Origin of the sequence: Formosa sp. A9 (assembly GCF_051200825.1) — a bacterium.
Taxonomy (GTDB): Bacteria; Bacteroidota; Bacteroidia; order Flavobacteriales; family Flavobacteriaceae; genus Formosa.
Window position 1 is genome coordinate 1,901,210 of sequence record NZ_CP195158.1, and the last position, 25,630, is coordinate 1,926,839.

General features: G+C 34.4%; 24 protein-coding genes. 12 read left to right on the forward strand and 12 right to left on the reverse strand.

What is annotated here, in order from left to right:
• Nucleotides 1-39: 39 nt before the first annotated feature.
• The 5 genes from rpsA to lon all read right to left on the reverse strand — a co-directional run bounded on the left by rpsA (nucleotide 40) and on the right by lon (nucleotide 7,096).
• Entirely contained in the window at nucleotides 40-1,869 is a 1,830-nt protein-coding gene (rpsA, locus tag ACR9EA_RS08665; RefSeq protein ID WP_435139708.1) for a 30S ribosomal protein S1, read from the reverse strand.
• Nucleotides 1,870-2,182: 313 nt separating this feature from the next.
• Complete coding sequence (gene cmk / locus ACR9EA_RS08670; protein ID WP_435139710.1) at nucleotides 2,183-2,872, reverse strand: (d)CMP kinase; 690 nt, start codon at nucleotides 2,870-2,872, stop codon at nucleotides 2,183-2,185.
• The gene (porQ, locus tag ACR9EA_RS08675) at nucleotides 2,872-3,891 is read right to left on the reverse strand and encodes a type IX secretion system protein PorQ (protein ID WP_435139712.1); all 1,020 of its coding nucleotides are present in this window, start codon (nucleotides 3,889-3,891) and stop codon (nucleotides 2,872-2,874) included. The genes cmk and porQ overlap by 1 nt, the downstream gene beginning before the upstream one ends.
• 240 nt (nucleotides 3,892-4,131) lie before the next feature.
• A complete protein-coding gene (locus ACR9EA_RS08680) occupies nucleotides 4,132-4,548 on the reverse strand; it encodes a hypothetical protein (RefSeq protein WP_435139714.1) in 417 nt (138 codons plus the stop codon).
• A gap of 97 nt (nucleotides 4,549-4,645) precedes the next feature.
• The gene (gene lon, locus ACR9EA_RS08685) at nucleotides 4,646-7,096 is read right to left on the reverse strand and encodes an endopeptidase La (RefSeq protein WP_435139716.1); all 2,451 of its coding nucleotides are present in this window, start codon (nucleotides 7,094-7,096) and stop codon (nucleotides 4,646-4,648) included.
• A 247-nt stretch (nucleotides 7,097-7,343) separates the two neighbouring features.
• Here lon and ACR9EA_RS08690 point away from each other — a divergent pair, with 247 nt between their 5' ends.
• The 4 genes from ACR9EA_RS08690 to ACR9EA_RS08705 are packed head-to-tail and all read left to right on the forward strand — an operon-like array spanning nucleotide 7,344 to nucleotide 10,293.
• Nucleotides 7,344-7,898 (forward strand): RNA polymerase sigma factor, encoded by a 555-nt coding sequence (locus ACR9EA_RS08690; protein WP_435139718.1) that lies wholly within the window; start codon nucleotides 7,344-7,346, stop codon nucleotides 7,896-7,898.
• A gap of 11 nt (nucleotides 7,899-7,909) precedes the next feature.
• Nucleotides 7,910-8,470 (forward strand): hypothetical protein, encoded by a 561-nt coding sequence (locus tag ACR9EA_RS08695; RefSeq protein ID WP_435139720.1) that lies wholly within the window; start codon nucleotides 7,910-7,912, stop codon nucleotides 8,468-8,470.
• Entirely contained in the window at nucleotides 8,448-9,536 is a 1,089-nt protein-coding gene (locus tag ACR9EA_RS08700) for a hypothetical protein (protein WP_435139722.1), read from the forward strand. The genes ACR9EA_RS08695 and ACR9EA_RS08700 overlap by 23 nt, the downstream gene beginning before the upstream one ends.
• A 19-nt stretch (nucleotides 9,537-9,555) precedes the next feature.
• Nucleotides 9,556-10,293 (forward strand): head GIN domain-containing protein, encoded by a 738-nt coding sequence (locus tag ACR9EA_RS08705; RefSeq protein ID WP_435139724.1) that lies wholly within the window; start codon nucleotides 9,556-9,558, stop codon nucleotides 10,291-10,293.
• A 170-nt stretch (nucleotides 10,294-10,463) separates the two neighbouring features.
• Here ACR9EA_RS08705 and ACR9EA_RS08710 read toward each other — a convergent pair whose 3' ends face one another.
• Complete coding sequence (locus ACR9EA_RS08710) at nucleotides 10,464-11,789, reverse strand: MFS transporter (RefSeq protein ID WP_435139726.1); 1,326 nt, start codon at nucleotides 11,787-11,789, stop codon at nucleotides 10,464-10,466.
• 57 nt (nucleotides 11,790-11,846) lie between these two features.
• A complete protein-coding gene (locus ACR9EA_RS08715) occupies nucleotides 11,847-12,662 on the reverse strand; it encodes a M48 family metallopeptidase (protein WP_435139728.1) in 816 nt (271 codons plus the stop codon).
• A gap of 167 nt (nucleotides 12,663-12,829) precedes the next feature.
• Between ACR9EA_RS08715 and msrB the strand changes: the two genes are divergently transcribed.
• The 3 genes from msrB to ACR9EA_RS08730 all read left to right on the forward strand — a co-directional run bounded on the left by msrB (nucleotide 12,830) and on the right by ACR9EA_RS08730 (nucleotide 15,507).
• A complete protein-coding gene (gene msrB, locus ACR9EA_RS08720) occupies nucleotides 12,830-13,309 on the forward strand; it encodes a peptide-methionine (R)-S-oxide reductase MsrB (RefSeq protein ID WP_435139730.1) in 480 nt (159 codons plus the stop codon).
• A 131-nt stretch (nucleotides 13,310-13,440) separates the two neighbouring features.
• Nucleotides 13,441-14,817 (forward strand): dihydrolipoyl dehydrogenase, encoded by a 1,377-nt coding sequence (gene lpdA, locus ACR9EA_RS08725; RefSeq protein WP_435139732.1) that lies wholly within the window; start codon nucleotides 13,441-13,443, stop codon nucleotides 14,815-14,817.
• 132 nt (nucleotides 14,818-14,949) lie between these two features.
• Complete coding sequence (locus tag ACR9EA_RS08730; protein WP_435139734.1) at nucleotides 14,950-15,507, forward strand: nitroreductase family protein; 558 nt, start codon at nucleotides 14,950-14,952, stop codon at nucleotides 15,505-15,507.
• A 43-nt stretch (nucleotides 15,508-15,550) separates the two neighbouring features.
• Here ACR9EA_RS08730 and aroQ read toward each other — a convergent pair whose 3' ends face one another.
• Together aroQ and ACR9EA_RS08740 are read right to left on the reverse strand one after the other, a co-directional pair.
• Nucleotides 15,551-15,967: a type II 3-dehydroquinate dehydratase gene (gene aroQ, locus ACR9EA_RS08735; RefSeq protein WP_435139736.1), complete on the reverse strand. Its 417-nt coding sequence runs from the start codon at nucleotides 15,965-15,967 to the stop codon at nucleotides 15,551-15,553.
• A 79-nt stretch (nucleotides 15,968-16,046) separates the two neighbouring features.
• Nucleotides 16,047-16,622: a hypothetical protein gene (locus ACR9EA_RS08740; protein WP_435139738.1), complete on the reverse strand. Its 576-nt coding sequence runs from the start codon at nucleotides 16,620-16,622 to the stop codon at nucleotides 16,047-16,049.
• Between the two features lie 154 nt (nucleotides 16,623-16,776).
• Here ACR9EA_RS08740 and xerD point away from each other — a divergent pair, with 154 nt between their 5' ends.
• Entirely contained in the window at nucleotides 16,777-17,673 is an 897-nt protein-coding gene (xerD, locus tag ACR9EA_RS08745; RefSeq protein ID WP_435139740.1) for a site-specific tyrosine recombinase XerD, read from the forward strand.
• 379 nt (nucleotides 17,674-18,052) lie between these two features.
• Here xerD and ACR9EA_RS08750 read toward each other — a convergent pair whose 3' ends face one another.
• Nucleotides 18,053-19,948, reverse strand: a complete 1,896-nt coding sequence (locus ACR9EA_RS08750; RefSeq protein WP_435139742.1) for a peptidase M61 — start codon at nucleotides 19,946-19,948, stop codon at nucleotides 18,053-18,055.
• A 183-nt stretch (nucleotides 19,949-20,131) separates the two neighbouring features.
• On the opposite strand from ACR9EA_RS08750, the gene ACR9EA_RS08755 reads away from it, so the two are divergent.
• The 4 genes from ACR9EA_RS08755 to ACR9EA_RS08770 are packed head-to-tail and all read left to right on the forward strand — an operon-like array spanning nucleotide 20,132 to nucleotide 24,296.
• Nucleotides 20,132-22,063 carry a BatA domain-containing protein gene (locus ACR9EA_RS08755; protein ID WP_435139744.1) on the forward strand — a complete coding sequence of 644 codons (1,932 nt, stop codon included), beginning with the start codon at nucleotides 20,132-20,134 and terminating at the stop codon, nucleotides 22,061-22,063.
• Complete coding sequence (locus tag ACR9EA_RS08760) at nucleotides 22,060-23,313, forward strand: dihydroorotase (protein ID WP_435139746.1); 1,254 nt, start codon at nucleotides 22,060-22,062, stop codon at nucleotides 23,311-23,313. Before ACR9EA_RS08755 ends, ACR9EA_RS08760 begins: the two co-directional genes overlap by 4 nt.
• A gap of 6 nt (nucleotides 23,314-23,319) precedes the next feature.
• Complete coding sequence (locus ACR9EA_RS08765) at nucleotides 23,320-23,646, forward strand: hypothetical protein (protein WP_435139748.1); 327 nt, start codon at nucleotides 23,320-23,322, stop codon at nucleotides 23,644-23,646.
• The gene (locus ACR9EA_RS08770; protein WP_435139750.1) at nucleotides 23,646-24,296 is read left to right on the forward strand and encodes an alpha/beta hydrolase; all 651 of its coding nucleotides are present in this window, start codon (nucleotides 23,646-23,648) and stop codon (nucleotides 24,294-24,296) included. The genes ACR9EA_RS08765 and ACR9EA_RS08770 overlap by 1 nt, the downstream gene beginning before the upstream one ends.
• Here ACR9EA_RS08770 and ACR9EA_RS08775 read toward each other — a convergent pair.
• Together ACR9EA_RS08775 and ACR9EA_RS08780 are read right to left on the reverse strand one after the other, a co-directional pair.
• Nucleotides 24,288-24,788 carry a hydrolase gene (locus ACR9EA_RS08775; protein ID WP_435139752.1) on the reverse strand — a complete coding sequence of 167 codons (501 nt, stop codon included), beginning with the start codon at nucleotides 24,786-24,788 and terminating at the stop codon, nucleotides 24,288-24,290. The two genes, ACR9EA_RS08770 and ACR9EA_RS08775, sit on opposite strands and share 9 nt — an antisense overlap.
• The gene (locus ACR9EA_RS08780) at nucleotides 24,788-25,549 is read right to left on the reverse strand and encodes an MBL fold metallo-hydrolase (RefSeq protein ID WP_435139754.1); all 762 of its coding nucleotides are present in this window, start codon (nucleotides 25,547-25,549) and stop codon (nucleotides 24,788-24,790) included. Before ACR9EA_RS08780 ends, ACR9EA_RS08775 begins: the two co-directional genes overlap by 1 nt.
• Nucleotides 25,550-25,630 lie beyond the last annotated feature (81 nt).

Here is a 25,630-nt window from a genome sequence, read left to right on the forward strand (position 1 = left end):
TTTTGGAAGGCTTTTAAGTTTTAAATAGTTAGAAAAAAATTATTTTCCTTCCATTTTATCTTTAAGAGCTTGTAAAGCATCGTTAGCATCACCTAAAGTTGGTTTAGCTTCTTGTGCTTGAGCAGCTACTTTTTTAGCAGCAGCTTTTACGTTTGCAATCTCTTCTTCTTTAAATATAGCAGTATGAGATGCAACTACTCTTTTGAATTCTTTATTGAACTCGATGATTTTGAATTCTGCTGAATCTCCTTTTCCTAATTTAGAACCATCTTCTTTCTCTAAGTGACGAGAAGGAACAAAAGCAACGATATCTTCGTTAAAGTTGATTGTAGCACCTTTGTCTACTACTTCTGCGATTTCTGCAGTATGTGTTGTACCTACAGCAAAATCAGTTTCGTATTTATCCCAAGGGTTTTCTGTAGTTTGTTTGTGACCTAAAGATAATTTACGTCCTTCTACATCTAACTCAAGAACAACAACCTCTAATTTATCGCCTACAGCACAGAATTCTGATGGATGCTTAATTTTCTTAGTCCAAGATAAATCAGAGATATAAATTAATCCGTCGATACCTTCTTCTAATTCAACAAATACACCAAAGTTTGTAAAGTTACGAACAATACCTGTGTGTTTAGAACCTAATGGGTATTTAGAAGTAATGTCTGTCCATGGGTCTGGAGTTAATTGCTTAATACCTAAAGACATTTTACGCTCTTCTCTATCTAAAGTTAAGATAACTGCTTCAACTTCGTCTCCTACAGATACGAAATCTTGTGCAGAACGTAAGTGTGTAGACCAAGACATTTCAGAAACGTGAACTAAACCTTCAACACCTTCTGCAACTTCGATAAATGCACCGTAATCTGCAATTACAACTACTTTACCTTTTACTTTGTCTCCTACTTTTACTTCTTCACCTAAAGCATCCCAAGGGTGTTTAGATAATTGTTTTAAACCTAATTGGATTCTTGATTTATCTTCATCAAAGTCAAGAATAACAACGTTTAATTTTTGGTCTAACTCAACGATTTCGTTAGGGTGGTTAATACGAGACCAAGAAAGGTCTGTAATGTGGATTAAACCATCTACGCCACCAAGGTCGATGAATACACCGTAAGAAGTAATGTTTTTAACAACACCTTCTAATACTTGGCCTTTTTCTAACTGACCAATAATTTCTTTCTTTTGTTCTTCGATATCAGCCTCGATAAGTGCTTTATGAGAAACAACAACGTTTTTAAATTCGTGGTTGATTTTAACAACTTTGAATTCCATTGTTTTGTTTACGTACTGATCGTAATCTCTAATAGGCTTCACATCGATTTGAGAACCTGGTAAGAATGCTTCAATACCGAATACATCTACAATCATACCACCTTTAGTTCTACACTTAACGAAACCATTAACGATTTCACCAGATTCGTGAGCTGCATTAACACGATCCCAAGCTTTGATAACACGAGCTTTACGGTGAGATAAAACTAACTGACCAGTTGCATCTTCACGAACATCGATTAATACTTCTACTTTGTCTCCTACTTTTAAGTTTGGATTATAACGGAACTCGTTTAAAGAAATTACACCTTCAGACTTCGCGTTAATATCGATAATAGCATCGCGATCTGTAATATGAACCACTTCACCAACAACAACTTCATCGTCTAAAGTGTCTACAAAATTCTCTGCTACTAATTTTTCAAATTCTTTTAATTGAGAATCTTCAACTTCGTCGATACCTTCTTGGTAGTTGTGCCAGTTGAACTCTTTTAAGAATTTTTCAGGGTTTGCTTGAGCTTCAGATACTACTGGAGCCTCTACTACTTTTGCTTCAGTTGCTTCAACTTCAGCTTGTTTTGCTTTTTCAGCCATTTAAATAAATGATAATACAGAGTTTTAAATTTTTATGAAGACTCTATATTATGTTTTGTATTCTGTCTGTTATTGAAAAAATTAAGCAGCTAACACACAGAAGCGTTATATATACATTAAAATCGTTCCTTTTATTTTTCAATTGCTGCTAAAAGGAGTGCAAAATTAATTATATTTATTGTAATAGCCTAATTTTTTAAACTAAATAAACATGTTGATTTTTAAGCCATTATCGACATATCTAATTAGTAAAAAGATTTGTTATATACATTGAAGAGATTTTAAGATGATGACCTACTTTAAAAATATGCATTTAAACAGCTGTACGTTCGTTAACAAGTTTTAATATGTAATCGACTTGTTCTTGAATAGTCGCATTAGAATTATCAATCTCTATAGCGTCTTCTGCTTTAAACAACGGTGAGTCTTTACGAGTACTATCTAAATGATCGCGTTTTTTTACATTCTCTAAAACAGCTTCAAAAGAAATGGCCTCCCCTCTATTTTTTAATTCATTATAACGTCTTAACGCCCTAGTATCGGCAGTAGCAGTCATGAAAAGTTTTAGTTCGGCATCGGGAAACACCACTGTACCTATATCTCGACCATCCATAACTACGGCTTTGTTTTTTCCTATTTCTTTTTGAATTTTCACCAATTCGGCTCTAACTTCTGGCACCGCAGCTACCTGGCTCACCAAATTTGAAACTTCTAGAGTTCTAATATATTGCTCTACATTGTTACCATTTAAATACACTTCGGCATAGCCTAATTCGGGATTGAATTTAAATGAAACCTCTATTTTTGAAAGAGCAGCTATAAGATCTGCTGTATTAAATGTTTTTGTGTTAATGAAATTATTTTGCATAGCGTAATAGGTTACAGCTCTATACATAGCGCCACTGTCTACATATACATAGCCTAAAGTATTGGCAATTTGTTTAGCAATAGTACTCTTTCCTGTAGATGAAAAACCATCGATAGCTATGGTAATTGTTTTCATTATTGTAAATCTATATTTAATCCAAAAAAGTTAGAATTTCCCGCACTAGTATAACTCGCATAAGTGTAGCTGAAACGCATGCGGTTTAATTTTATTGAAAAACCTGCAGATAAACCAGAAAAATTGCGTTGGTCTACAATTCGTAATTCTTCGCCACGCCTAAAACTATAACCCAATCGGATATTAAATCCTTTATCGGGAAATAACTCAGCTCCAACTACGGTGTGACGAATAACATTTTGTAAAAACGAAACATCTTCGGCGGTTTGGTTGCCTTCTAGATCGGTTTCTGTTCTTGCAGGATTAGAAACTGCGATAGGCCATTCCTGTAAATTTTCTAAAGTAAGATGCCAGCGTAAAGGTACATTGGCTAATTTTTGTGACATCCCGAAATCTATTTCTAAAGGCAAGGGTTCTCGGTTGCCCGCGTAAGTAGTAATTTGGGTTCCTAGATTTCTAACAACTAATGTGGCATTAAAATCTAAATCGTCATTTATATATAGAATTCCAAAATCTAATGCTGCCCCAAAAGAAGAATACTGTTCTAATTTAGAAGTGATAAGTTTAAGGTTTGTGCCTACATAAAAATCTGAAATTCCAACGCGTAAAGCATAACCCAAAGATAAAGCCGACTCGCTACCACTAAAGGTACCTGTTGGGTTACCCGCTTCGTCGTATCCGTCAAACTCTCCGTAATTCACATACGTAATACCACCATGAAATGTTTGCGTGCGTCTATCCCAAGTATAGGCATAAGCCGCAGTACCATAACTAACCGCTCCTAAATGACTGGTGTAGTTTAAAGCTAATTGATTATCCATTTCTACATTAATTGTAGCTGGATTATAAAGTGCCTGAGTAACATCGTAATCGACATTTGTCAACACTTTGCCACCCAATGCCGCTTGTCTAGGCGACGATACTAGGTTTAAAAACTGGTATGTAGACTCTCCGCCCAATTGAGCAGACATAACAGCGCTACAACAACCAATAATAAACAGTAGTATTTTTTGCTTCATACGGGTGCAAATTAAAGAAAACTTAGGTTTAAAACGATGAATTACAAATTATATTTTCATACCATAAAAAATGTTTCGTATATAAAAGGAACTAGTTATAAAACAAAAAAGCATAAAATCCGTCATGGGTTCAATGCTTCTTGATTATAAGTAATCTCATGTCAATCAAAAAAAATGTTTTTTAATTGATATTAACGTCATAAAAGTTTTCACTTAAAACAAACTAAATTTATTCAGTTTTCACTCCTCTTTTAGTTTTATAGTAACAATGCCTAATACTGATGCATATGTGCCATAAAGGGCGTCATACAAAGTTGATTTATTAAATGTTAGTGCATCGACTCTATTCATAGAAACTCCCTGTAATTCCTTTGTTTTTATAAACAGCTTTTCTACGTCCTTTCCACGGTCTAATAAAACTCTATACTCACCAGTCTTAATATAAGGTAAAGATTGATTATAAAATTTGCTGGAATTGATATAAATAGATTCTATATATTGTTGTAAATCAAAATTTTCACTTATTATATCTTCGTCAGGGCTGCCTACCAAAGCTTTTACGGAAACCTGCTCTTTATAGACCTTACTTTGACTGAATGCAGATTGACCAAAAAGTAATACAACTACGGTTAAGAATAAAATTTTAAACACTCTCATGGTTTATAACTATTTTGATTGACTTACAAATTAAAACAAAAAAAGCATTAAAATCCATTTGATTTTAATGCTTTTAAAATTATAAAATACCTTTTGTCTAGAGTGTTTTCGCGTTCTTCACTTTTTGATTTGTTAAGGCAATTTTTAAGACGTCGCTCATTTCTGTCACGTAATGGAATGTTAAACCTTTTAAATATTCTGGTTTAATTTCTTCGATATCTCTTCTGTTTTCTTCGCATAACAAAATATCTTTTATACGAGCGCGTTTGGCTGCTAATATTTTCTCTTTAATACCGCCTACAGGCAACACTTTTCCTCGCAAGGTAATCTCGCCCGTCATTGCCAAACTATTTTTCACTTTTCGTTGTGTGAATAACGACACTAACGAGGTAAGCATAGTAATACCCGCACTTGGCCCATCTTTTGGCGTAGCACCCTCAGGCACGTGAATGTGCACATTATACTTATCGAAAACCTCTGGACTTAAATTTAATTCTTCGGCATTGGCTTTAATATATTCCATAGCAATGGTGGCCGATTCCCGCATAACTTTCCCTAAATTACCTGTAATGGTTAAGTTTCCTTTTCCTTTAGATAAAATAGATTCAATAAAAAGAATGTCGCCACCAACACGTGTCCAAGCCAAACCTGTAACCACACCGGCAACATTATTATTTTCGTATTTATCGCGCTCTAATTTAGGGCCGCCTAGTACTTCAATAATGTCTTCGTTGGTCACTTTTACATTGTAATCTTCTTCCATAGCAATATTTTTGGCGGCATAACGCACCATTTTTGCTATTTGCTTTTCCAAGCCACGAACACCAGATTCTCTTGTGTAGCCTTCAACAATTTTTTCCAATTGCGGTTTAGCAATTTTTAAATCTTTATCGGTTAAACCATGCTCTTTTAACTGTTTTGGAACCAAATGACGTTTGGCGATTTCTACCTTTTCCTCGATGGTGTAGCCCGTAACGTTAATAATTTCCATACGGTCTAAAAGTGCCGGCTGTATGGTATTTAAACTGTTTGAAGTGGCCACAAACATAACTTTAGATAAATCGTAACCCAACTCTAAAAAGTTATCGTAAAATTCGCTGTTCTGTTCTGGATCCAACACTTCTAATAAAGCTGAAGACGGATCGCCCTGATGCGAATTGGATAGCTTATCAATCTCATCTAAAACAAATACAGGATTGGAAGTCCCTGCCTTTTTAAGACTTTGAATAATACGACCAGGCATAGCACCGATGTAGGTTTTTCTGTGTCCGCGTATTTCGGCTTCATCTCTTAATCCGCCCAACGATATTCTAACATATTCTCTACCTAAGGCTTCGGCAATAGATTTCCCTAAAGAGGTTTTCCCCACGCCAGGAGGCCCGTAAAGACATAAAATTGGCGATTTCATGTCGTTACGCAATTTTAAAACAGCCAAATATTCTATAATTCTGCGTTTCACATCCTCTAAACCATAATGGTCGCGGTCCAGAATTCTTTGTGCGCGTTTTAAATCGAACTTATCTTTGCTGAATTCATTCCAAGGTAAATCTAAAAACAGATCTAAATAATTTCTTTGAATGGAATACTCTGCTACTTGCGGATTCATACGTTGCATTTTAGCAATTTCTTTATCGAAATGCTTTTTAACGTCTTCGCTCCACTTTTTGGTTTTAGCACGCTTGCGCATGTCTTCAATTTCCTCTTCATAACTAACACCACCCAATTCTTCCTGAATGGTTTTCATTTGCTGATGCAAGAAATATTCGCGCTGTTGTTGGTTCATATCGTTTTGAACCTTTAATTGAATATCGTTTTTAAGTTCTAATTTCTGAAACTCGATATTCATGAATTTTAAAGTTTCCAGCGCACGCTCTTTAAGGTCGTTAGTTTCTAAAAGACTTTGCTTTTCTTGTACCGTAAGATTCATGTTAGACGATACAAAATTGATTAAAAACGAATTACTCTCTATGTTTTTAATAGCAAAAGAAGCTTCGCTAGGAATGTTTGGACTTTCCTTAATAATTTGAAGCGATAATTCTTTTATAGAATCTATAATAGCCTCGAATTCCTCATTATCCTTAGCGGGTTTTGCTTCTGGAACTTCAGATATGGTCGCTTTTAAATACGGTTCCTCGGTGATAACCTCATTAATTTTAAAGCGTTTTTTACCTTGTATAATAACTGTTGTGTTACCATCTGGCATTTTTAAAACGCGCAAAATTCTAGCTACAGTACCGGTTTCGTAAATATCTTTAGCCGACGGATCTTCAATAGTTTCGTCTTTTTGAGATACTACACCTATAACTTTACCTCCATTGTTGGCATCGTTAATTAACTTTATAGATTTATCGCGACCCGCAGTAATAGGAATTACTACACCAGGAAATAACACCGTATTTCTTAGCGATAAAATGGGTAAGGTATCTGGTAATTGTTCTTTATTTATTTCTTCTTCATCCTCTGGAGTCATTAAAGGAATTAACTCCGAATTTTCGTCGAATTCCTGTAATGACAAACTGTCAAGACTTAAAAAATTAGATTTTTTCATATAAAAATTTAGGTCAATCTGTCATTTAAAAATTATAAAAACAGATTTCGTGTTTAATTGTTGTGTGCTAATTTCTATTTAGAATCTTCAAAATTAATGCTTTAATCACTAATTTTCAGAAATAACCAGTATCTATTTTTCAATTAATATGCCAAGTTTTAAAAAAAATCAAAAAGTTTTATTTTAAAACTGTAACAAAAAGACTTTACCTGTATCTTTAAATTAAACCATCAATTATTACATAACGTTGTCGTTAACCAATCAACATATAGACACACTTATAGACCTTTGTAAGACAGGAAACCAGTCGGCACAAATGGAAGTGTATAACAGGTATTATAAAGCAATGTACAATACATCGTTTAGAATTGTGAAAAATAGTTTTGAAGCCGAAGACATTATGCAAGAATCGTTCTTAAAGGCATTTACAAAATTACACACCCTAAAAGATATATCGACATTTGGAGCTTGGTTAAAGCGTATAGTAGTTAACAACAGTATTTATCATTTTAATAGGAATAGTACGTATACCGATGTGCCTTTTGAGCATGTAATGTATAAAGTTGAAGATACCAGTGTAGATTTAACTCAAGACGAGAAAGCCAAAGAAAAAGCCAAATATGTTTTAAAGACCATGAATACTTTAAAAGATAATTACAGAATTGCACTAACCCTTCATTTAATTGAAGGTTACGATTACGAAGAAATTTCAAGCATCATGAATGTGTCGTATGCCAATTGCAGAACTACCATTTCTAGAGCTAAAGAAAGTTTAAGACAAAAACTACAACACGTAGTATAACATTTAAAATTATGAAACCAGACGATATCGATAAGCTTTTTGGAACGTTACAGGACGCGTTCGATGTAGCGGAGCCTAATGCAGCGCACCAAGAACGATTTTTAGATAAATTAAACGCACAGCATACCACAGTACCCGCACAAAAACAACAACAAATAACTTTTAGACCATGGTTGGCTGTTGCTGCTACGGTAGTGTTATTAATTGCCTTAACTTTTACATTTAAACCCGAAAATAAAACTTACGATTTAGCAAGTGTATCGCCAGAAATGGCAGAAACTCAAAGCTTTTTTAATGCCACATTAACCCAAGAATTAAAACAATTAGAAAAAGAAAATGCCCCAGAAGTACAACCCCTAATACAAGATGCCCTAAAACAATTAGAAATTTTAGAAAGCGATTACGAAAAACTAAAAACCGATTTAAGCAATAGCGGCAACGATAAACGCGTAATCTATGCCATGATTGCAAATTTCCAGAATAGAATTTCTATTCTTCAGGAAGTATTAGAAACGATCGATAATGTAAAACAATTAAAACAAACAACCCATGATAACAAAATTACCATATAAAATAGCCTGTTTACTTTTAGCTATTCCTTTTTTAAATTTTGCCAACAACACACCTTGGAATGGCAAACATACCGAAGAAAAAGTAATTAAAAAGGAATTTAAAGTTAATAGCAAAGCCAATTTAAGTGTAGACAATAGCTACGGAAATGTAGATATTGTAACTTGGAACGAAAACCGTATTGTTTTTGAAATTACCATTACAACCAATGGCAATAATGCCGATAAAGTACAAAACAAACTTAGCAATATTACAGTAGAATTTGAAGCCTCGCCGAGTCAGGTTTCGGCTAAAACCCTATTCGAAAAAAACAAATCGAAGTGGTGGGATTGGAACGGTGCCGATAATGTTAATATGAAGATTAATTACATAGTAAAAATTCCTATTACTAACAGTGTTAACTTAAGTAACGATTATGGAGCCATTAATGTAGACCGACTAGAAGGGCAAGCAAAAATTAGTTGTGATTATGGTAAAATTACAACCAAAGAGCTCATGGCCGATAATAACGAAATAAATTTTGATTACACTAAAAACTCGTATTTCGAATACATTAAAAGCGGAAAAATAAATGCCGATTATAGCGAGTTTACTGTCTCTAAAACCAAGCAACTTGTTATACAAGCCGATTATACCAACAGCAAAGTTGAAGTTGGTGAAAACGTAAGCTATAATTGCGATTACGGCAGTATGACCATCGACAAGGTCAATAATTTTAAAGGTCAGGGTGACTACCTTACATTAGTCATTGGCGATGTGTATAAATCGGTAGACATTAATGCTGACTATGGCTCTATTAAGATAAAAAACATGTCGGCCAATGCCGAGAGCATCAATATTAGTTCCGATTATGTTGGTATTAAAATTGGTTACGATGCAAATTTTCACTTTAATTTCGAGCTCGATTTAGAGTATGCCGATTTGCGCGACCAAGACGGCTTTCAATTTAATATAAAACGCATCGAATCTTCAGATAAATATTATAAAGGGTATTACGGAAATGCCAACACCACCAACTCTATAAGAATAAGCTCCGATTACGGTAGCGTATCGTTCATAAAAAATTAATCATCAAATCCATCAAAAAATGAAAACAGTTATTGTAAAACAAATGCTTTTAAGTGCCATCTTGGCCATAACTTTAAATTCGTGTGCGCAGTACGGCACAAATGCCATAAATGGTAACGGAAACACAACTACCATTAGCAGATCTACAGCCGAGTACAGCGGTATAAAATGTGCTGGCTCTATGGACTTTATTTTAATAAAAGGTCAGGAAGGTAATATTACTTTAGAAGGCGAATCGAATTTACTTCCCTACATCGTAACCGAAGTGCACGGAAATAATTTGGTTGTAAAAGTAAAAGACGGTACAAACCTAAGACCAAGTAAAAATAAAGGCATTATTATTACCATTCCTTTTGAAGCCGTTTCGGAAATTGCGCTTACAGGATCGGGCGATTTAAAAAACACCGATGTGATTTCTGAAGATAACCTAGAAGTTTCCTTAACAGGTTCTGGAGATGTGGTTTTAGATGTAAGTACAAGTAATTTAAAAGCTGAAATTACCGGTTCTGGCGATATCACTTTAAAAGGCGACACCGAAAATTTAGAAGTTGAAGTTACAGGATCTGGAGATTTTCACGGATTCGATTTGCAGTCTAAAAACACAGACGCTTCAGTTACTGGTTCTGGCGATGCCGATGTGGTAAGCCTAAACAATTTAAAAGGCAGAGTATCGGGGTCTGGCGATATCACTTATAAAGGTCAACCCCAAAAAGAAGACACCAAAGTCTCTGGTTCAGGGAGCATTTCAACACATTAAAACCAATCCGTATTGGTATCATCAATATTAGAGGCTATATAAAAAGTTGCATTTCGTCCATCTGTATTTATATTTCAGATTCTCATAATTATTAATTTTAAATACGGTGAGATTCTGTGTCAAGCACAGAATGACGCACTATTAAACTTCTTGTACAGCCTCTTTTTATTTTATAATGCTTGCTCTGTTTTTCTAGGAACACGGTACAACAGAATAATACCAATTAAAAAGAAGATGAATAGAAATAAGATAGAATTTCTCATGCTTCCGGTTATCTGGTCGATACTTCCGTAAATTACCATACCTATAACGATGCCTATCTTTTCGGCAACATCATAAAAACTGAAAAAAGAAGTTGTGTCGGTGGTTTCTGGTAAAAATTTTGAATATGTTGATCGAGACAATGCTTGAATCCCTCCCATAACCAGACCAACAAACATAGCGGTAATATAAAATTGTGTTGGCGTTTCTACAAAATATCCGTAAAAACACAACGCCATCCAAACAAAATTAACTACAATAAGTGTATTAATATTACCAAATTTAGCTGAAGCTTTAGAGGTTAAAAACGCACCTAGTATTGCTACAATCTGTATGACTAGAATACTTACTATTAAGCCCATCGTTTTTTCTTGTTCGCCACCCCAATCTACTTCTTGTTCGCCAAAATAGGTAGCTACGAGCATAATGGTTTGTACGGCCATACTATAAACAAAAAAGGCACGTAAATATCGTTTTAATCGTGTATTTTGTTTAATAGCTTCAAAAACATGTTTAAGTTCTTTAAAACCATTAAACAGCACTTCTTTGGTAACTTTACGTCCTGTTTTTACTCCTTTAGGCAAAATATAATACGTGTACTGACTAAAAATAATCCACCACAAACCAACAGTTATAAACGAATATCGCATGGCTTTCATGGCGGCTTCGCCTTCTGTTCCTGTAATTCCAAACCAGTCTGGTTTCATTACCATAGCCAGGTTTATAATTAATAATAACACACTGCCTAAATAGCCTAGCGAAAAGCCTTTAGCACTAATCCTATCCTGTTGTTCCGGAAAAGCTATATCGGGTAAATACGAATTATAAAATACTAGGCTTCCCCAATATCCTATCAATCCTAAAAAATAAAATACTAAACTTAAATATATATAATCTAAACTAAACCAATTTAAGCCAATACAAGCCAGACCACCAGTATAACAAAAGAATTTCATAAAGACTTTTTTATTTCCTATATAATCGGCTATACCAGATAAAATTGGAGAAATAAAGGCAATAACCAAAAACGCAAAAGCGGTTACAAATGAAATGAGCGCTGAATTCTTTACTTCTGTTCCAAAAACATGAATGTATTTATTATCAGTTACAAATAAAGCACCATAAAATATTGGAAAAATAGTAGATGCAATGGTTAAAGTGTACACAGAATTTGCCCAATCGTAAAACGCCCATGCATTTAATAAGGTTTTACTTCCTTTAGGATATGTTTTCATTGGTGGTGGTTACGTTACAGGTTCCTAAATTAGGATAAATATAATGGCTACAAAACATTAATTAGAAAAAGATGTTACGCCAAATTTTTTAGCTTCTGCCCTAGCGTTTGGTACTAAAGCTGTTAAATTAGATATTCTTGAAGATGTCGCTGGGTGTGTACTTAAAATTTCTGGGGTGCTACTTGGGCTAACAGTTTCCATACGTTTCCACAGCTCCGGCGCAACAGCAGGATCGTAGCCTGCAATAGCCATAAGTACAATGCCTATTCTATCGGCTTCGGCCTCATGACTTCTACTAAAAGGCAACATGGCACCAACATTCGATCCCACTCCGTAATACTCGTTAAACAAATCTCTACTTTGTTCATCGGTAATAGCTACATTACCTGCAAGAGCAATACCTTGTTGTATATAAGCAGCACTCATACGCTGTTGCCCGTGGTTTGCTAAGGCATGTGCCACCTCGTGTCCCATAATGGCAGCTATACCAGCATCGGTTTTGGCTACAGGTAAAATACCTGTGTAAAAAACAATTTTACCACCTGGCATACACCAAGCATTAACCGTTTTATCGTCTACCAAATGGTATTCCCATTTATAATCTTTTAAATACCCTATATATCCATTGGCGTTTAAATACCGTTCTGCGGCTTTGGCTATGCGTTTACCAACTTGTTCTATTCGCTTGGCATCTTCTGTGCCTTCTACTACTTTATGCTCCTTTAAAAAATCGTTATACTGTTGAAAAGAAACAGGAAATAGTTGATCGTTAGATACCAATGCCATGGTTTGTTTACCTGTAAACGGGTTTGTGGCACAGCCACAGCACATACTAACAAATACTAAGAGTTTTACAACAGATTTAAGCTTCATAACTGATTTCAATTTTTTACTAAAATATAAAAATGAAAAAAACGACTTTAATGCGAACCTTATTTTTTTTGCTTTGAATAGAAAATAAATCAATTTAAAATCTAAATGAAGAGATCAATTAGTAAGTCTAGTCGATATTAAACGACAAATTTTACAAAACAATTTTTATGAAACAGCTATTTGCCATAATTACCCTTGTTATGTTTACCGCTTGCCAAAGCAATGCTCAAAAAAACAACAGCACCAAAATAGAAGGTTTTAATGTTACTAAAACTGAAAGTGAATGGAAGGCCCAACTTTCCCCAGAAGCCTATCGCGTTTTAAGAGAATCTGGAACAGAACCTGCATATTCGAGTCCGCTAGATGCCAATTTTAAAGCAGGAACCTATTACTGTGCGGCTTGCAATGCCCCCTTATTTAAAAGCAACACTAAATTCGATGCTGGTTGCGGTTGGCCTGCCTTCGATCAAGAAATTCCAGGAGCTATTGCCTATTCAAAAGACAGCCATCCTATCTACGGTACCGAAGAGCATTGTGCCAATTGTGGCAGTCATTTAGGGCATATTTTTAACGACGGCCCTAAAAACACCACGGGTAAGCGACACTGCATTAATGGTGTGGCTTTAAAATTTGTTCCCGGGCCATAAATTTCCAATAATATTAAGTGTCTTCTTTTTCAGTTTAAAAGCTATAAAAGTTAAATTTTTATCTGCAGTAAAATTCTATATTCGAAATAGGTTTCGTAAATTCGTAGCTTTAAATGATTTAATAAATTGACATGAGTAAATACGATATTATTGTTCTTGGAAGTGGTCCTGGAGGCTACGTAACAGCCATCAGAGCATCTCAATTAGGATTTAAAACTGCAATAGTTGAGAAAGAAAATTTAGGTGGTGTGTGTCTTAACTGGGGATGTATTCCTACGAAAGCCCTTTTAAAATCTGCACAAGTTTTTGAATATTTAAAACACGCAAAAGATTACGGATTATCTGTAAAAGAATATGATAAAGACTTTAATGCTGTTGTAAAACGCTCTAGAGGTGTTGCAGAAGGCATGAGTAAAGGTGTTCAATTTTTAATGAAGAAAAATAAAATCGACGTTATTAATGGTTTCGGAACACTAAAACCAGGAAAAAAAGTAGAAGTAGATGGTACAGAATACAGTGCCGACCACATTATTGTTGCTACTGGTGCACGTTCTCGCGAATTGCCTAGTTTACCGCAAGATGGCAAAAAAGTAATTGGTTACCGCGAAGCGATGACCTTACTCGAACAACCTAAAAAAATGATTGTAGTTGGTTCTGGGGCTATAGGTGTAGAATTTGCATATTTCTATAACTCTATGGGTACAGAAGTTACTATAGTAGAATACTTACCAAATGTAGTTCCTGTTGAAGATGAAGATGTTTCTAAGCAATTAGAACGTTCGTTTAAAAAGAACGGTATTAATATCATGACTTCTGCCGAAGTTACTAAAGTAGATACTTCTGGTAAAGGGGTTAAGGCTACTGTAAAAACTAAAAAAGGCGAAGAAATTTTAGAAGCAGACGTTATTCTATCGGCTGTTGGTATTAAAACAAATATCGAAAACATAGGTCTAGAAGATGTTGGTATTGCCGTAGATCGCGATAAAATTTTAGTAAACGATTATTACCAAACTAACATTCCTGGATATTATGCTATTGGAGATGTTACTCCTGGACAGGCATTAGCACACGTAGCATCTGCCGAAGGTATTCTTTGTGTTGAGAAAATCGCTGGTATGCATGTAGAGCCTTTAGATTACGGTAATATTCCTGGTTGTACTTACGCCTCTCCAGAAATTGCTAGTGTTGGTTTAACCGAAAAGCAAGCTAAAGAAAAAGGCTACGAACTTAAAATTGGTAAATTCCCATTCTCTGCTTCAGGTAAAGCCAGTGCGGGCGGAAATAAAGATGGATTTGTAAAAGTGATTTTTGATGCTAAATATGGCGAATGGTTAGGTTGTCACATGATTGGTGCCGGTGTTACCGATATGATTGCTGAAGCTGTTTTAGGTCGTAAATTAGAAACTACAGGACACGAAGTTTTAAAAGCTGTTCACCCGCATCCAACTATGAGTGAAGCCGTAATGGAAGCTGTTGCTGATGCTTACGACGAAGTGATTCACTTATAATAAAATATATAGATTTTATAGTCTTTGAAGGTTCATAATTGTTATGAACCTTCTTTTTTTTGCAAATAACATTCCTGCCAAATTAAACTTGTAATCCCTTAAAAATGTCATTATTTTTGAAAAAATAAAATCATGGATATTCAACATATAATTAAAGAGCGACGCTCTATTTTTCCAGATCAATACAACGGAAAGCCTATTGATAAATCAATTATAGAACAGCTATTAAACGCCGCAAATTGTGCACCAACACATAAACTAACAGAACCTTGGCGTTTTAAGGTAATACAAGGAGAAACCTTAGAAAAACTTGGTCTCTTTTTAGCAGAAACCTTCAAACAAACCAGCGGCGATAAATTTTCGGAATTTAAGTATAAAAAACTAAAAACAAACCCTACAAAAGCTGGTGCTATAATTGCCATTTGTATGGCTAGAGACCCTAAAGAAAGTATTCCCGAATGGGAAGAAATAGCTGCTGTAGCTATGGCTGTACAAAATATGTGGTTAACAGCTACTGCTTTAAAATTAGGTGCGTATTGGAGTTCCCCTGGGTTAATTACACATATGGGCAATTTTTTCAATTTAGAATCCAACGAAACGTGTTTAGGTTTTTTCTATTTGGGCCATTACGATACGCCTTCACCAGAAAGAATCCCCTCGCCTATTGAAGCGAAAACAGAATGGTTATAAGTTAAAAATCCCGAAATCAGTTTCGGGATTTTTTATGCTGTTTTTACAAAAAACTTTGAATGGCCAATTCGTAACTTTGCAATCCAAAACCAAGAATAACGCCCTTGGCATTTGGCGAAATATACGATTGATGCCTAAATTCTTCTCTTGCAAAAGTGTTAGAGATATGTACTTCTACCACAGGAGTTTCTATTCCTTTTACAGCATCTCCAATACCCACCGAGGTGTGGGTGTATGCTGCGGCATTTAAGATAATGCCATCATAATTAAACCCTACGTCGTGCAATTTATCTATAATTTCGCCTTCAATATTTGATTGATAATACGATAATTCTACTTGTGTATATTTCTGTTTTACAGTTTCAAAAAATTCGGTAAACGTTAAACTGCCATAAATTGCAGGTTCGCGTTTTCCTAATAAATTTAAATTAGGACCATTTATAATAATTAGTTTCTTCATAAAGTAAAAATAGAAAAAGAATAGCGCATAAAAAAAGGCGAACTTAGAATTTCGCCTTTCTATATACTGTATTATATTTTTAGTTCAAATTAAGCATAAGTCCAAAGTTAATTGTAGACCATGTTACCCAACTATTGTTGTTACTTACTCCGGTATACGATAAATTTAACTGCATTAAATCGTTAAGATTAAAAGCAAATACTGGTCGGTAATAAAATCCGCCATCATCAAAACTGTCAGATAAACCAATGGCATATCCTAAATCTACTCCAAATTCTATTTGCTGTGTTGGCACATAACGTGTAGCTACAGCAATAGGGAGAAATTGAAAATCTTCACCTTCAATATCTACCAACCATCCTTCATAATCATCGGCAAATACAATACCATATCCCGAAGCAATACCCATATTAAAACCTGGCGCTACTGGATATAAATAATTAATATCAACGGCAAGACCTGCAGAAGAATAATCGGATAATTCGGCTATTGGCAACATAAAACTAGCTCCAATATTTAAACCTGAATGTCCAGTAGGCAAGGCGCGATAAACAGTTTGTGGCTGAGTTGTGGTTGTAGTTCTAACAACGGTTTGTGCACTAGCGGCTAAAGTTAGAAACATCATAAAAACGAAAGTAATGCAAACTTTTTTCATATTATTTGGTTATTGATTTAGACTTAAAACAAGTGTAACATGCAATTGATTGTTAACCTGTTCTATTATAAAAGTAGTATTTTATAATTACATAAACTTTGATATCAGCTATTATTTTAATTTAGAATTGTAAATTTTGTATTAATTTTCGTGCATGAAATGGAAACATGCCTTAAAAGATTACAGCTTATATTTAAAGATTGAACGTGGTTTATCTGAAAACTCTGTAAACAGTTATGCTTTAGATGTTAAAAAGCTGATTCGTTTTTTAGAAGACACTACTACAGAGCTGTCGCCAACCCAAATACAAGCCCATCACATACAAGATTTTATTTATCACCATTCTAAAACGCTTAATGCCCGTTCGCAAGCACGATTAATATCTGGATTACGCAGTTTTTTCGATTATCTTATGTTTGAAGATTACCGTAACGATAATCCATTAGAATTAATCGAATCGCCTAAAATTGGACGAAAACTTCCAGATACGTTAAGCGAATCTGAAATAGACCGCTTAATACAGGCTATAGATTTATCGACTCCCGAAGGCGAACGCAATCGTGCCATTTTAGAAACACTTTACAGTTGTGGTTTACGTGTAAGTGAATTAACCCATTTAAAAATTTCGGATTTATTTTTCGATGAAGGCTTTATTAAAGTAACCGGTAAAGGCAATAAACAGCGCTTTGTGCCTATTGTACCCTCAACAATAAAATATATCAATATTTATCTTACTAGAATTCGGCCTCAAGTAAACATTCAATCGGGTTTTGAAGATACTTTGTTTTTAAACAGACGCGGTAAACAACTTACTCGCGCCATGATTTTTACGATTATAAAACAATTGGCTGTTAAGATAGAATTGAATAAAACTATATCTCCACATACTTTTAGACATTCATTTGCGACTCATTTATTACAAAATCAAGCAGATTTACGTTCTATACAATTACTGTTGGGACATGAAAGTATTACAACAACAGAAATTTATGTGCATTTAGATAAAAAGCACCTTACTGCTGTAGTAGAAAAATATCATCCCAGAAAATAATACTAAAGTTTACAGATCGTTTTCGAAGTAAAGAATACGATCCAGCCCCTGTTCTGTTACCGTTAAATAACCAGAATGCTCATCTATAAAAGTCATACCAAAAACATTGGAATAATTTTTAAGTTGTAGCACAATATGACCAACTCATCTGGTTAATACCATTAAAGATATAAATAAATATTAAATACACAATTTAGGGTAAAGCATTATAAAACAAGAGGCTGTCATAAAAATTTAAAAATACGTCATTCTGTGCTAGACACAGAATCTCATCATATTGTAAATCAATAATTGTGAAAATCTGAAATAAATTCAGATTGACGGAAAACAAACTTTTAAGACAGCCTCTTAATCTCTTGTTATAAATATAAAATTTAGATTATCCTTTTAACCAGGCTTTACGTAAAGCAACTTGTTCTGCCGTGGCATCTGGATTGGCTTTTAAAACTTGACCGGTAGTATAAGACTGAGTCAATTTAGTTTTAATAACAACAGGCTCGCCTTGTCTTTCTAAATGTACTTCTACATCTTGACCAGGTTGCCACATAAATACTTTTTGAAGCATATTGTTAGCATTTGTTATGGTCATTTCTTCGCCATTGATAGTTTTTATAACGTCGTTAGGTTGTACTCCTTGTTCTTTCCAAAAACTGTTATCGTTAACCATATCGTTAAAAAAGATGGTTTTGGTAACAGGGTCGCCACCTAAGATAAGCTGACCGTTGTTCATTAAATAATTGGTTTCTATCTTATCGTTAGCTTCAATTAAACCAACTTTACTAAAATAGTCTTGATAATTTATAGGAGTTGTACCCACCACATAAGTGTTTAAAAATTCGCCAACTTCAGGATAAGTCATTGCCGTGATTTCATCTATTAAACTATCATCGTTAAACGGTTTGTTTTTACCATATTTAGTCGATAATTCTTTCATTAACGATAAAATTCCGCGTGTACCATTACTTTCTTCGCGCATAATAATATCTATACACATACCTATTAATGCTCCTTTTTGGTAAACATCTATATAGTTTTTAGCGTATGGCTCGTCTAATATATTTTCGCTCATTTTGGTAAAACTCATCGTGTCATCAAAACGTTTAGACATTAGAATTTTTTCCATTAATTTTTGATAAAACTGATCTTCGCTTACCAAATCTTGATTTACCTGAAATAATGTTGCAAAGTATTCGGTTACCCCTTCGTACATCCACAAATGCTTAGAAAAGGTTGGCTGATTATAATCGAAATAATGTACATCTTCGGAGTGCACGCTTAAAGGAGTTACAATATGAAAGAATTCATGAGACACAACATCTATCATACTCTCATCTAAAGCCTCTTCTGGCATACTTTCCTGCAACACCACCACTGTAGATGTGTGATGCTCTAAAGCACCAAAACCTTTAGGTGCTTTTTCGTCGTCGCCAGCTAAATACAAATAAATATCGTAACGTGGCGTGCTGTTAATATCGCCTAAAAATGTTTTTTGCGCTTTCATCATTTTTTCCATGGTTTCGCGCAGTTTTTTAGCGGTATGGGCTTTGGTTGGCGAATATACGCTTAAAACAATTTTTATGTCGCCAACTTGAAATTCTTCTACATCCAAATCGCCATACATCATTGGATTGTCGGTAATTTCAAAATAACGAGTTGCTGCATAACTTGTGGTTACCGTAGTACCGTCGTCGCTTTTGGTTTCGTTTACTCTTTGTAATGCCGATGTTCTTTTAAATTCTGCAGGAGACGTAACATTTAAAGTATATTGATTGTTTTTAAGTTCATCGAAATACCCTATAAAACCATGTAAATTTAGCACATAGTTATTAGGCTCTATATTGGTTCCTGCAGGAGAAAATGGTTGTTCTCCCCCTATTCCACCTTCCACTTCTATATCGAAGGTATCGTTTACGTTATAGGTTATATAATCTAAATTTTCGGCATTGGCAATAGCCCAAGAATTGGTATCTATTTTAGATGTTGCTATCTCGTTTCCGTTGTAATCGAAAGCCTTAAAATCGTCTACATATTTACCAAAATCGCTAACAGAATACGTACCCTGTACAACACGCGGCAATCTGTAAGTTACGGTATCGGCTGTAAATCTCCCAGGATTTATAACAACAGGGGCTTTATCGTTTACCACTTTTGTTAAGTCTATAGACGTTGTAATTGGTGAATTTACAGCTAAATCGTTTTTAGAAGCTGTTTTAGAGGAGCCACAACTTGCAAGCACCAAACTTGCAAATGCCAAGGCTAAAAATTGATTTTTCATTATTTAGTTATAGTTTTAATACCATTTGACGGTCAAAGTTACAATCTGTTACAGAATTATAAATATAAGGTTTTGTTAAAGAATTTTAAGATTATTTTTTTACGGGATATTTTTTTTCGATTTTCTATTTTTACCTCATTAATCTAATAGCAATTATTATCTTTATCAAACTTAATTTTAAGAATGCATTTTAAACACCCAGAACTTCTTTACGCTTTAGTTTTACTTGTTATTCCTGTTATTATACACTTATTTCAGTTACGAAAATTTCAAAAAGAAGCATTTACTAATGTTGCATTTTTAAAAGCAGTTGCTCTACAAACCCGAAAAAATTCTACTATAAAAAAATGGCTTACGCTATTTATACGCTTAGCATTATTAGCTTGTATAATCTTAGCTTTTGCACAGCCATATACAGCTAAAACCAATGCGATTAACACGCCAAAAGAAACTGTAATTTATTTAGATAATTCGTTTAGTATGCAACAACAAGGTAGCGATGGCGAGTTGTTAAAGCGGGCTATTAATGAATTAATAACGCATGTAGATGTAAACACGCCGTTGTCTTTACTAACTAACACTACTGTTTATAAAAACACCACTCTAAGTGCCATTAAAAACGAACTTTTACAAATACCATACGCCAATGAGGCCTTACCGTATACATCGGTTTTGTTAAAATGTAAATCGTTATTTAGTAAGCATAATACTAGCAAAAAAGAGATAATTTTTATTTCGGATTTTCAAGCACAACCCGAACCATTTCAGCCAAAAACAGATTCTTTAACTACAGTATCGGTAATTCCTTTACATCCTGTAAATACCAATAACATAGCAATAGATTCTGTGTATTTTGCGTCTACAACCAATATGAATTCTGAACTAAAAGTTGTGCTAAAAAATTATAGTAATCCTGTTGAAAACGTATCAGTTGCTCTCTATAACAACGATAAATTAATGGCTAAATCGGCTGTTTCTATAAGCAATGAAGCCGAAACAGCGTTTACAATTCCAAAAAATCAGCCTTTAAATGGTTCACTGGTTATTGAAGATTCTGGTCTTGAATTCGATAATACACTTTACTTTAATATTAACACACCATCAAAAATTAATGTATTAAGTATTACAGATGATGCCAGCGATGTCTTTCTTAAAAATATTTTTACTGCCGATGAGTTTAACTATACCTCTAGTACTGTAAAAGCTTTAAATTATAACATTATTTCTCAGCAAAACACCATTGTTTTAAATGAATTAAAAGATATACCTGCAACGCTAACTCAGGTTCTTAACAATTTTACGCAAAACGGCGGAAAATTAATTGTTATCCCTTCAGAAGACATCGGCTTCAACACTTATAATAATTTGTTAAGTCATTTTAACACCCGTATTTTGAATCCTGTTACTTCAGAAAAACTCATTACATCCATTAGTTACGGGCATCCAATTTATAAAGATGGTGTATTCGAAAAACAAGTTCATAATTTTCAATATCCTAAAGTAAACACCTATTATCCGCTTCAAAACAACTTAGGCAATGCGCTGTTAAGTTTCGAAGACAGCCAACCTTTTTTAACTCAATTACAAGCTAATCTGTTTTTGTTTACAGCAAGCATCAGCAAGGACAATTCCAACTTTAAAAATTGGGCATTAATTGTACCTACTTTTTATAAAATAGCCACCAGTAGTTTAATACATCCGCAATTATATTTTACTGTTGGCAAAACCAATAATTTTGATGTTGAAGTAACGTTACAACAAGACGATATTGTGAATTTAGGTAACGAGAAGGAAAAGTTTATTCCGCAGCAGCGGTATTTTAATAACAAAGTGAATATTACCACAGAACAACGCCCAGAATACGCGGGTATTTACGAAATCACTAACAAAAGTGACACTTTAAAACGTGTAAGCTACAATTACAACAGAACCGAAAGTCGTTTGGTTTACGACGATGTTACTGCTATTAAAAATGTTACGGTAAACGATTCGATTTCTCTTTACTTCGATGCGCTAAAAAGTAATACAAAAGTTAATGAGCTATGGAAATGGTTTCTTATTTTTGCACTAGCCTTTTTGATTATTGAAATGCTCGTATTAAAATATTTTAAATGAACATACTTATAAAATCTGCAACCATTATCGATAGTAAAAGTGAGTTTCATAACCAAACTCTTGATCTTTTAATCGAAGAAGGCAGAATAGCGCAAATAGGAACATCATTAGCTAATCCTAATAATTACAAAGAAATCGCTTTAGAAAACCTGCACATCTCTCAAGGTTGGTTTGATAGTAGTGTGAGTTTTGGAGAACCTGGTTTTGAAGAACGCGAAACTATAGAAAACGGTTTAACTACTGCGGCATTGTCTGGTTTTACAACTGTGGCAATGAATGCCAATAGTTATCCAATAATAGATACTAGTAGCGATATCGCTTTTGTAGCCAGCAAAGCCAGAGCACATGCTGTAAACCTGTTACCCATAGGCGCTTTAACTCGTAACAGCGAAGGAATAGATTTAGCCGAATTGTACGATATGAAATCGGCTGGTGCAGTCGTGTTTTACGATTATAAAAAATCGATTGCTAATGCCAACCTCATGAAAATTGCCCTGCAATATGCTAGCAACTTTAACGGACTGATTTGTTCGTTCCCGAACGACAATAAAATTGCAGGTAAAGGGGTTATGAACGAACACGTAACCAGCACAACATTAGGGCTTAAAGGTATTCCTGCTCTGGCGGAAGAATTACAAGTTGCCCGCGATTTGTTTATTTTAGAATATACAGGAGGTAAACTACATATCCCTACCATTTCTACAGCCAAATCTGTTGATTTAATTCGTGAAGCCAAGGCTAAAAAATTAGATGTTACTTGTAGTGTAGCCATCCATAATTTAATTTTAGACGACAGCGTACTAACCGATTTTAATACACATTATAAAGTATTGCCACCATTGCGCACACCAAACGATATTTCTGCTTTAATTGAAGGCGTTAAAGATGGTACTATAGATATGGTAACCACAGACCATAACCCTTTAAATATAGAAGAAAAGAAAGTAGAATTCGATTATGCGGCCTACGGAACCATTGGTTTAGAAAGTGCTTTTGGAGCTTTACAACAGATTTTTACCTTAAAAAAAACAATAGAAGTTTTAACTAAAGGCAAACAGCGTTTTGGTGCAGAGCATTCAACATTAAATATTGGAAACGCAGCCAACATTACGCTATTCAATCCAGATACTAAATACACTTTCTCGGCTTCAGATATTATATCTAAATCTAAAAACGCCATTTTTGAAGGTACTTCGCTAAAAGGAAAGGTTTATGGTATTATAAACAACAATCAATTAGTTTTAAAATAAATTATCATGATTAACCAAACTGCTAAAGACGGAAAAACTTGGGCCATTGTTAGCCACTTAACTTTTGTAGGCTTAATAATTGCCGTAATAATGAATATGGAAAAGCGCAATGCGTTTACTTCATTTTACAACAGGCAAATGCTTGGTTTGGTAATCTTGCTTTTTATTTCCCAAATAACCGATAAATACATTAATGGCACTTTAGGCTATGTACTTTGGATTATCTCGGCTATTGGTTGGTTGTTCTCTTTTATACACATTTTAAAAGGCGAAATTAAACCAATACCTTACATTGGCGAAAAGTTCCAAGAATGGTTTAGAAATATTTATTAATGACAGATTTTAGCTTATACCACATAACACGACCATCGTCGTTAACCAATAATGCACCATTAGTAATCATGTTTCATGGTTATGGTAGCGACGAGAACGACTTATTTTCTTTTGCTTCAGAACTACCCGAAGAACTTTTTATTATTTCGGTTAAAGCCCCCTATGCTATGCAACCTTATGGCAACGCTTGGTATGCCATTAATTTTGATGAAGTAAATGGCAAATGGAGCGACGATGAACAAGCTAAAACTTCAAGAGATCTTATAGCCACTTTTATAGATGAAGTTGTTGCCCATTATCCTGTTAATAAAGATAATGTCACCCTATTAGGTTTTAGTCAAGGTAGTATTTTGAGTTATTCCATCGCTTTAACTTATCCTGAAAAAGTAAATCAGGTTATTGCATTAAGTGGTTATGTAAATACAAATATTATTCCTGAACACTTAAATCCTGAAGCCTATAAACATTTATCGTTTTTCTGCTCCCATGGTAGTGTAGATCAAGTTATTCCAGTTGATTGGGCCAGAAAAACATCTCCTTTTTTAGAAGCTTTACACATTAAGCACGACTACCGAGAATATCCGGTTGGCCACGGGGTAGCTCCGCAAAATTTTTACGATTTTAAAGTGTGGTTATCTAAACTATTGTAACGGATACAATAGCGAATCTATAACCACGAAGGTGACTTCGTTTTGGCTAAGCACTTCGTATTTTATAAGTAGTTCGCCCCAGAAAATGCCATCAGAAAAATCGCAAATCAACCATTTGTGATTCAATAATTTTATAGAATTGATTAACATGGATTTCCCTTCATTTGCCGCATAAGGCACTAACGGATTACCACCTTTATTGGTATTTTGCTTGTAAATTTCGTCTTTAATAAAAGGAATTAAAGCCGTAACATCATACCCTTTATTCTCTAAATACGTGTAAGCATCTTCATTTTGTTCTAAATTAAAATAGGATAATTCAAAAATTTTATCATTCAGTACAGCTAAGGAATCTTTATAAGTTTCTGCGCGTTCTTTGCAAGCTTCAATCGTTTTTAAATCGTCTTCGAATACATTTTTGGAATTCACATATTGAAATAATATGAGTAATAACGAAAATATGAACAAGTACATAAAAATTCTTTGTTTCATTATAAAGTAATTTGAAGGTTATCGTAAGCTAAATTAATATGATCTGGCAAGCTGGCCTGCACCTCTTCATGAAATCCGAGTAGGTGACTAATATGTGTTAAATACGCTTTTTCTGGGTTCACTTTTGCTATAAAATCTAAAGCTTCTTGTAAATTAAAGTGAGATATGTGAGGATCTATTCTAAGTGCGTTTACCACCAAAACTTTAACACCTTTCAGTTTTTCAATTTCGCTATCGTCCAGTGTTTTCATATCTGTTAAATAGGCAAAATCACCAAACCGAAATCCAAAAACCTGTAATTTATGGTGCATGCCATTAATGGGTGTAACAGTTAAGTTTCCTATTACAAATGGCGTATTGGTAATTGGGTTGGCAGTAACACCAGGAGCTCCTGGATATTTATTTTCTGTTGCAAAAATATAATCAAAACGGCGCGCCAATTCGTTTAACACGCGCTTATGTGCAAAAATATCTATATCGCCTTGCCTAAAAAAGAAGGGTCTAATATCATCTAAACCAGCGGTGTGATCGGCATGTTCGTGGGTAAATAAAATACCATCAATTTTGGTAACACGAGCATTTAGCATTTGTTGTCTGAAATCTGGACCGCAATCTACCACGTAAACAAAATCGTCCCATTCTACCAAAACCGAAACACGTAATCTCTTATCTTTAGGGTCCTTACTTAAGCAAACGGGGTGATTGCTTCCTATAATGGGTATGCCCTGCGATGTTCCTGTTCCTAAAAATGTGATTTTCAAAAGCCTAATGATTTAGTACAAAATTAGAGTATTTTTTTTGATAAGTAGGCGAATTTAATACCTTTGCAACTTACATACAAA

What these genes read in the sequence shown, in the direction of transcription:
- rpsA (WP_435139708.1), bottom strand. Translation starts at nt 1,869, where the DNA reads ATGGCTGAAAAAGCAAAACAAGCTGAAGTTGAAGCAACTGAAGCAAAA.
- cmk (WP_435139710.1), bottom strand. Translation starts at nt 2,872, where the DNA reads ATGAAAACAATTACCATAGCTATCGATGGTTTTTCATCTACAGGAAAG.
- porQ (WP_435139712.1), bottom strand. Translation starts at nt 3,891, where the DNA reads ATGAAGCAAAAAATACTACTGTTTATTATTGGTTGTTGTAGCGCTGTT.
- ACR9EA_RS08680 (WP_435139714.1), bottom strand. Translation starts at nt 4,548, where the DNA reads ATGAGAGTGTTTAAAATTTTATTCTTAACCGTAGTTGTATTACTTTTT.
- lon (WP_435139716.1), bottom strand. Translation starts at nt 7,096, where the DNA reads ATGAAAAAATCTAATTTTTTAAGTCTTGACAGTTTGTCATTACAGGAA.
- ACR9EA_RS08695 (WP_435139720.1), top strand. Translation starts at nt 7,910, where the DNA reads ATGAAACCAGACGATATCGATAAGCTTTTTGGAACGTTACAGGACGCG.
- ACR9EA_RS08700 (WP_435139722.1), top strand. Translation starts at nt 8,448, where the DNA reads ATGATAACAAAATTACCATATAAAATAGCCTGTTTACTTTTAGCTATT.
- ACR9EA_RS08705 (WP_435139724.1), top strand. Translation starts at nt 9,556, where the DNA reads ATGAAAACAGTTATTGTAAAACAAATGCTTTTAAGTGCCATCTTGGCC.
- ACR9EA_RS08710 (WP_435139726.1), bottom strand. Translation starts at nt 11,789, where the DNA reads ATGAAAACATATCCTAAAGGAAGTAAAACCTTATTAAATGCATGGGCG.
- ACR9EA_RS08715 (WP_435139728.1), bottom strand. Translation starts at nt 12,662, where the DNA reads ATGAAGCTTAAATCTGTTGTAAAACTCTTAGTATTTGTTAGTATGTGC.
- msrB (WP_435139730.1), top strand. Translation starts at nt 12,830, where the DNA reads ATGAAACAGCTATTTGCCATAATTACCCTTGTTATGTTTACCGCTTGC.
- lpdA (WP_435139732.1), top strand. Translation starts at nt 13,441, where the DNA reads ATGAGTAAATACGATATTATTGTTCTTGGAAGTGGTCCTGGAGGCTAC.
- ACR9EA_RS08730 (WP_435139734.1), top strand. Translation starts at nt 14,950, where the DNA reads ATGGATATTCAACATATAATTAAAGAGCGACGCTCTATTTTTCCAGAT.
- aroQ (WP_435139736.1), bottom strand. Translation starts at nt 15,967, where the DNA reads ATGAAGAAACTAATTATTATAAATGGTCCTAATTTAAATTTATTAGGA.
- ACR9EA_RS08740 (WP_435139738.1), bottom strand. Translation starts at nt 16,622, where the DNA reads ATGAAAAAAGTTTGCATTACTTTCGTTTTTATGATGTTTCTAACTTTA.
- xerD (WP_435139740.1), top strand. Translation starts at nt 16,777, where the DNA reads ATGAAATGGAAACATGCCTTAAAAGATTACAGCTTATATTTAAAGATT.
- ACR9EA_RS08750 (WP_435139742.1), bottom strand. Translation starts at nt 19,948, where the DNA reads ATGAAAAATCAATTTTTAGCCTTGGCATTTGCAAGTTTGGTGCTTGCA.
- ACR9EA_RS08755 (WP_435139744.1), top strand. Translation starts at nt 20,132, where the DNA reads ATGCATTTTAAACACCCAGAACTTCTTTACGCTTTAGTTTTACTTGTT.
- ACR9EA_RS08760 (WP_435139746.1), top strand. Translation starts at nt 22,060, where the DNA reads ATGAACATACTTATAAAATCTGCAACCATTATCGATAGTAAAAGTGAG.
- ACR9EA_RS08765 (WP_435139748.1), top strand. Translation starts at nt 23,320, where the DNA reads ATGATTAACCAAACTGCTAAAGACGGAAAAACTTGGGCCATTGTTAGC.
- ACR9EA_RS08770 (WP_435139750.1), top strand. Translation starts at nt 23,646, where the DNA reads ATGACAGATTTTAGCTTATACCACATAACACGACCATCGTCGTTAACC.
- ACR9EA_RS08775 (WP_435139752.1), bottom strand. Translation starts at nt 24,788, where the DNA reads ATGAAACAAAGAATTTTTATGTACTTGTTCATATTTTCGTTATTACTC.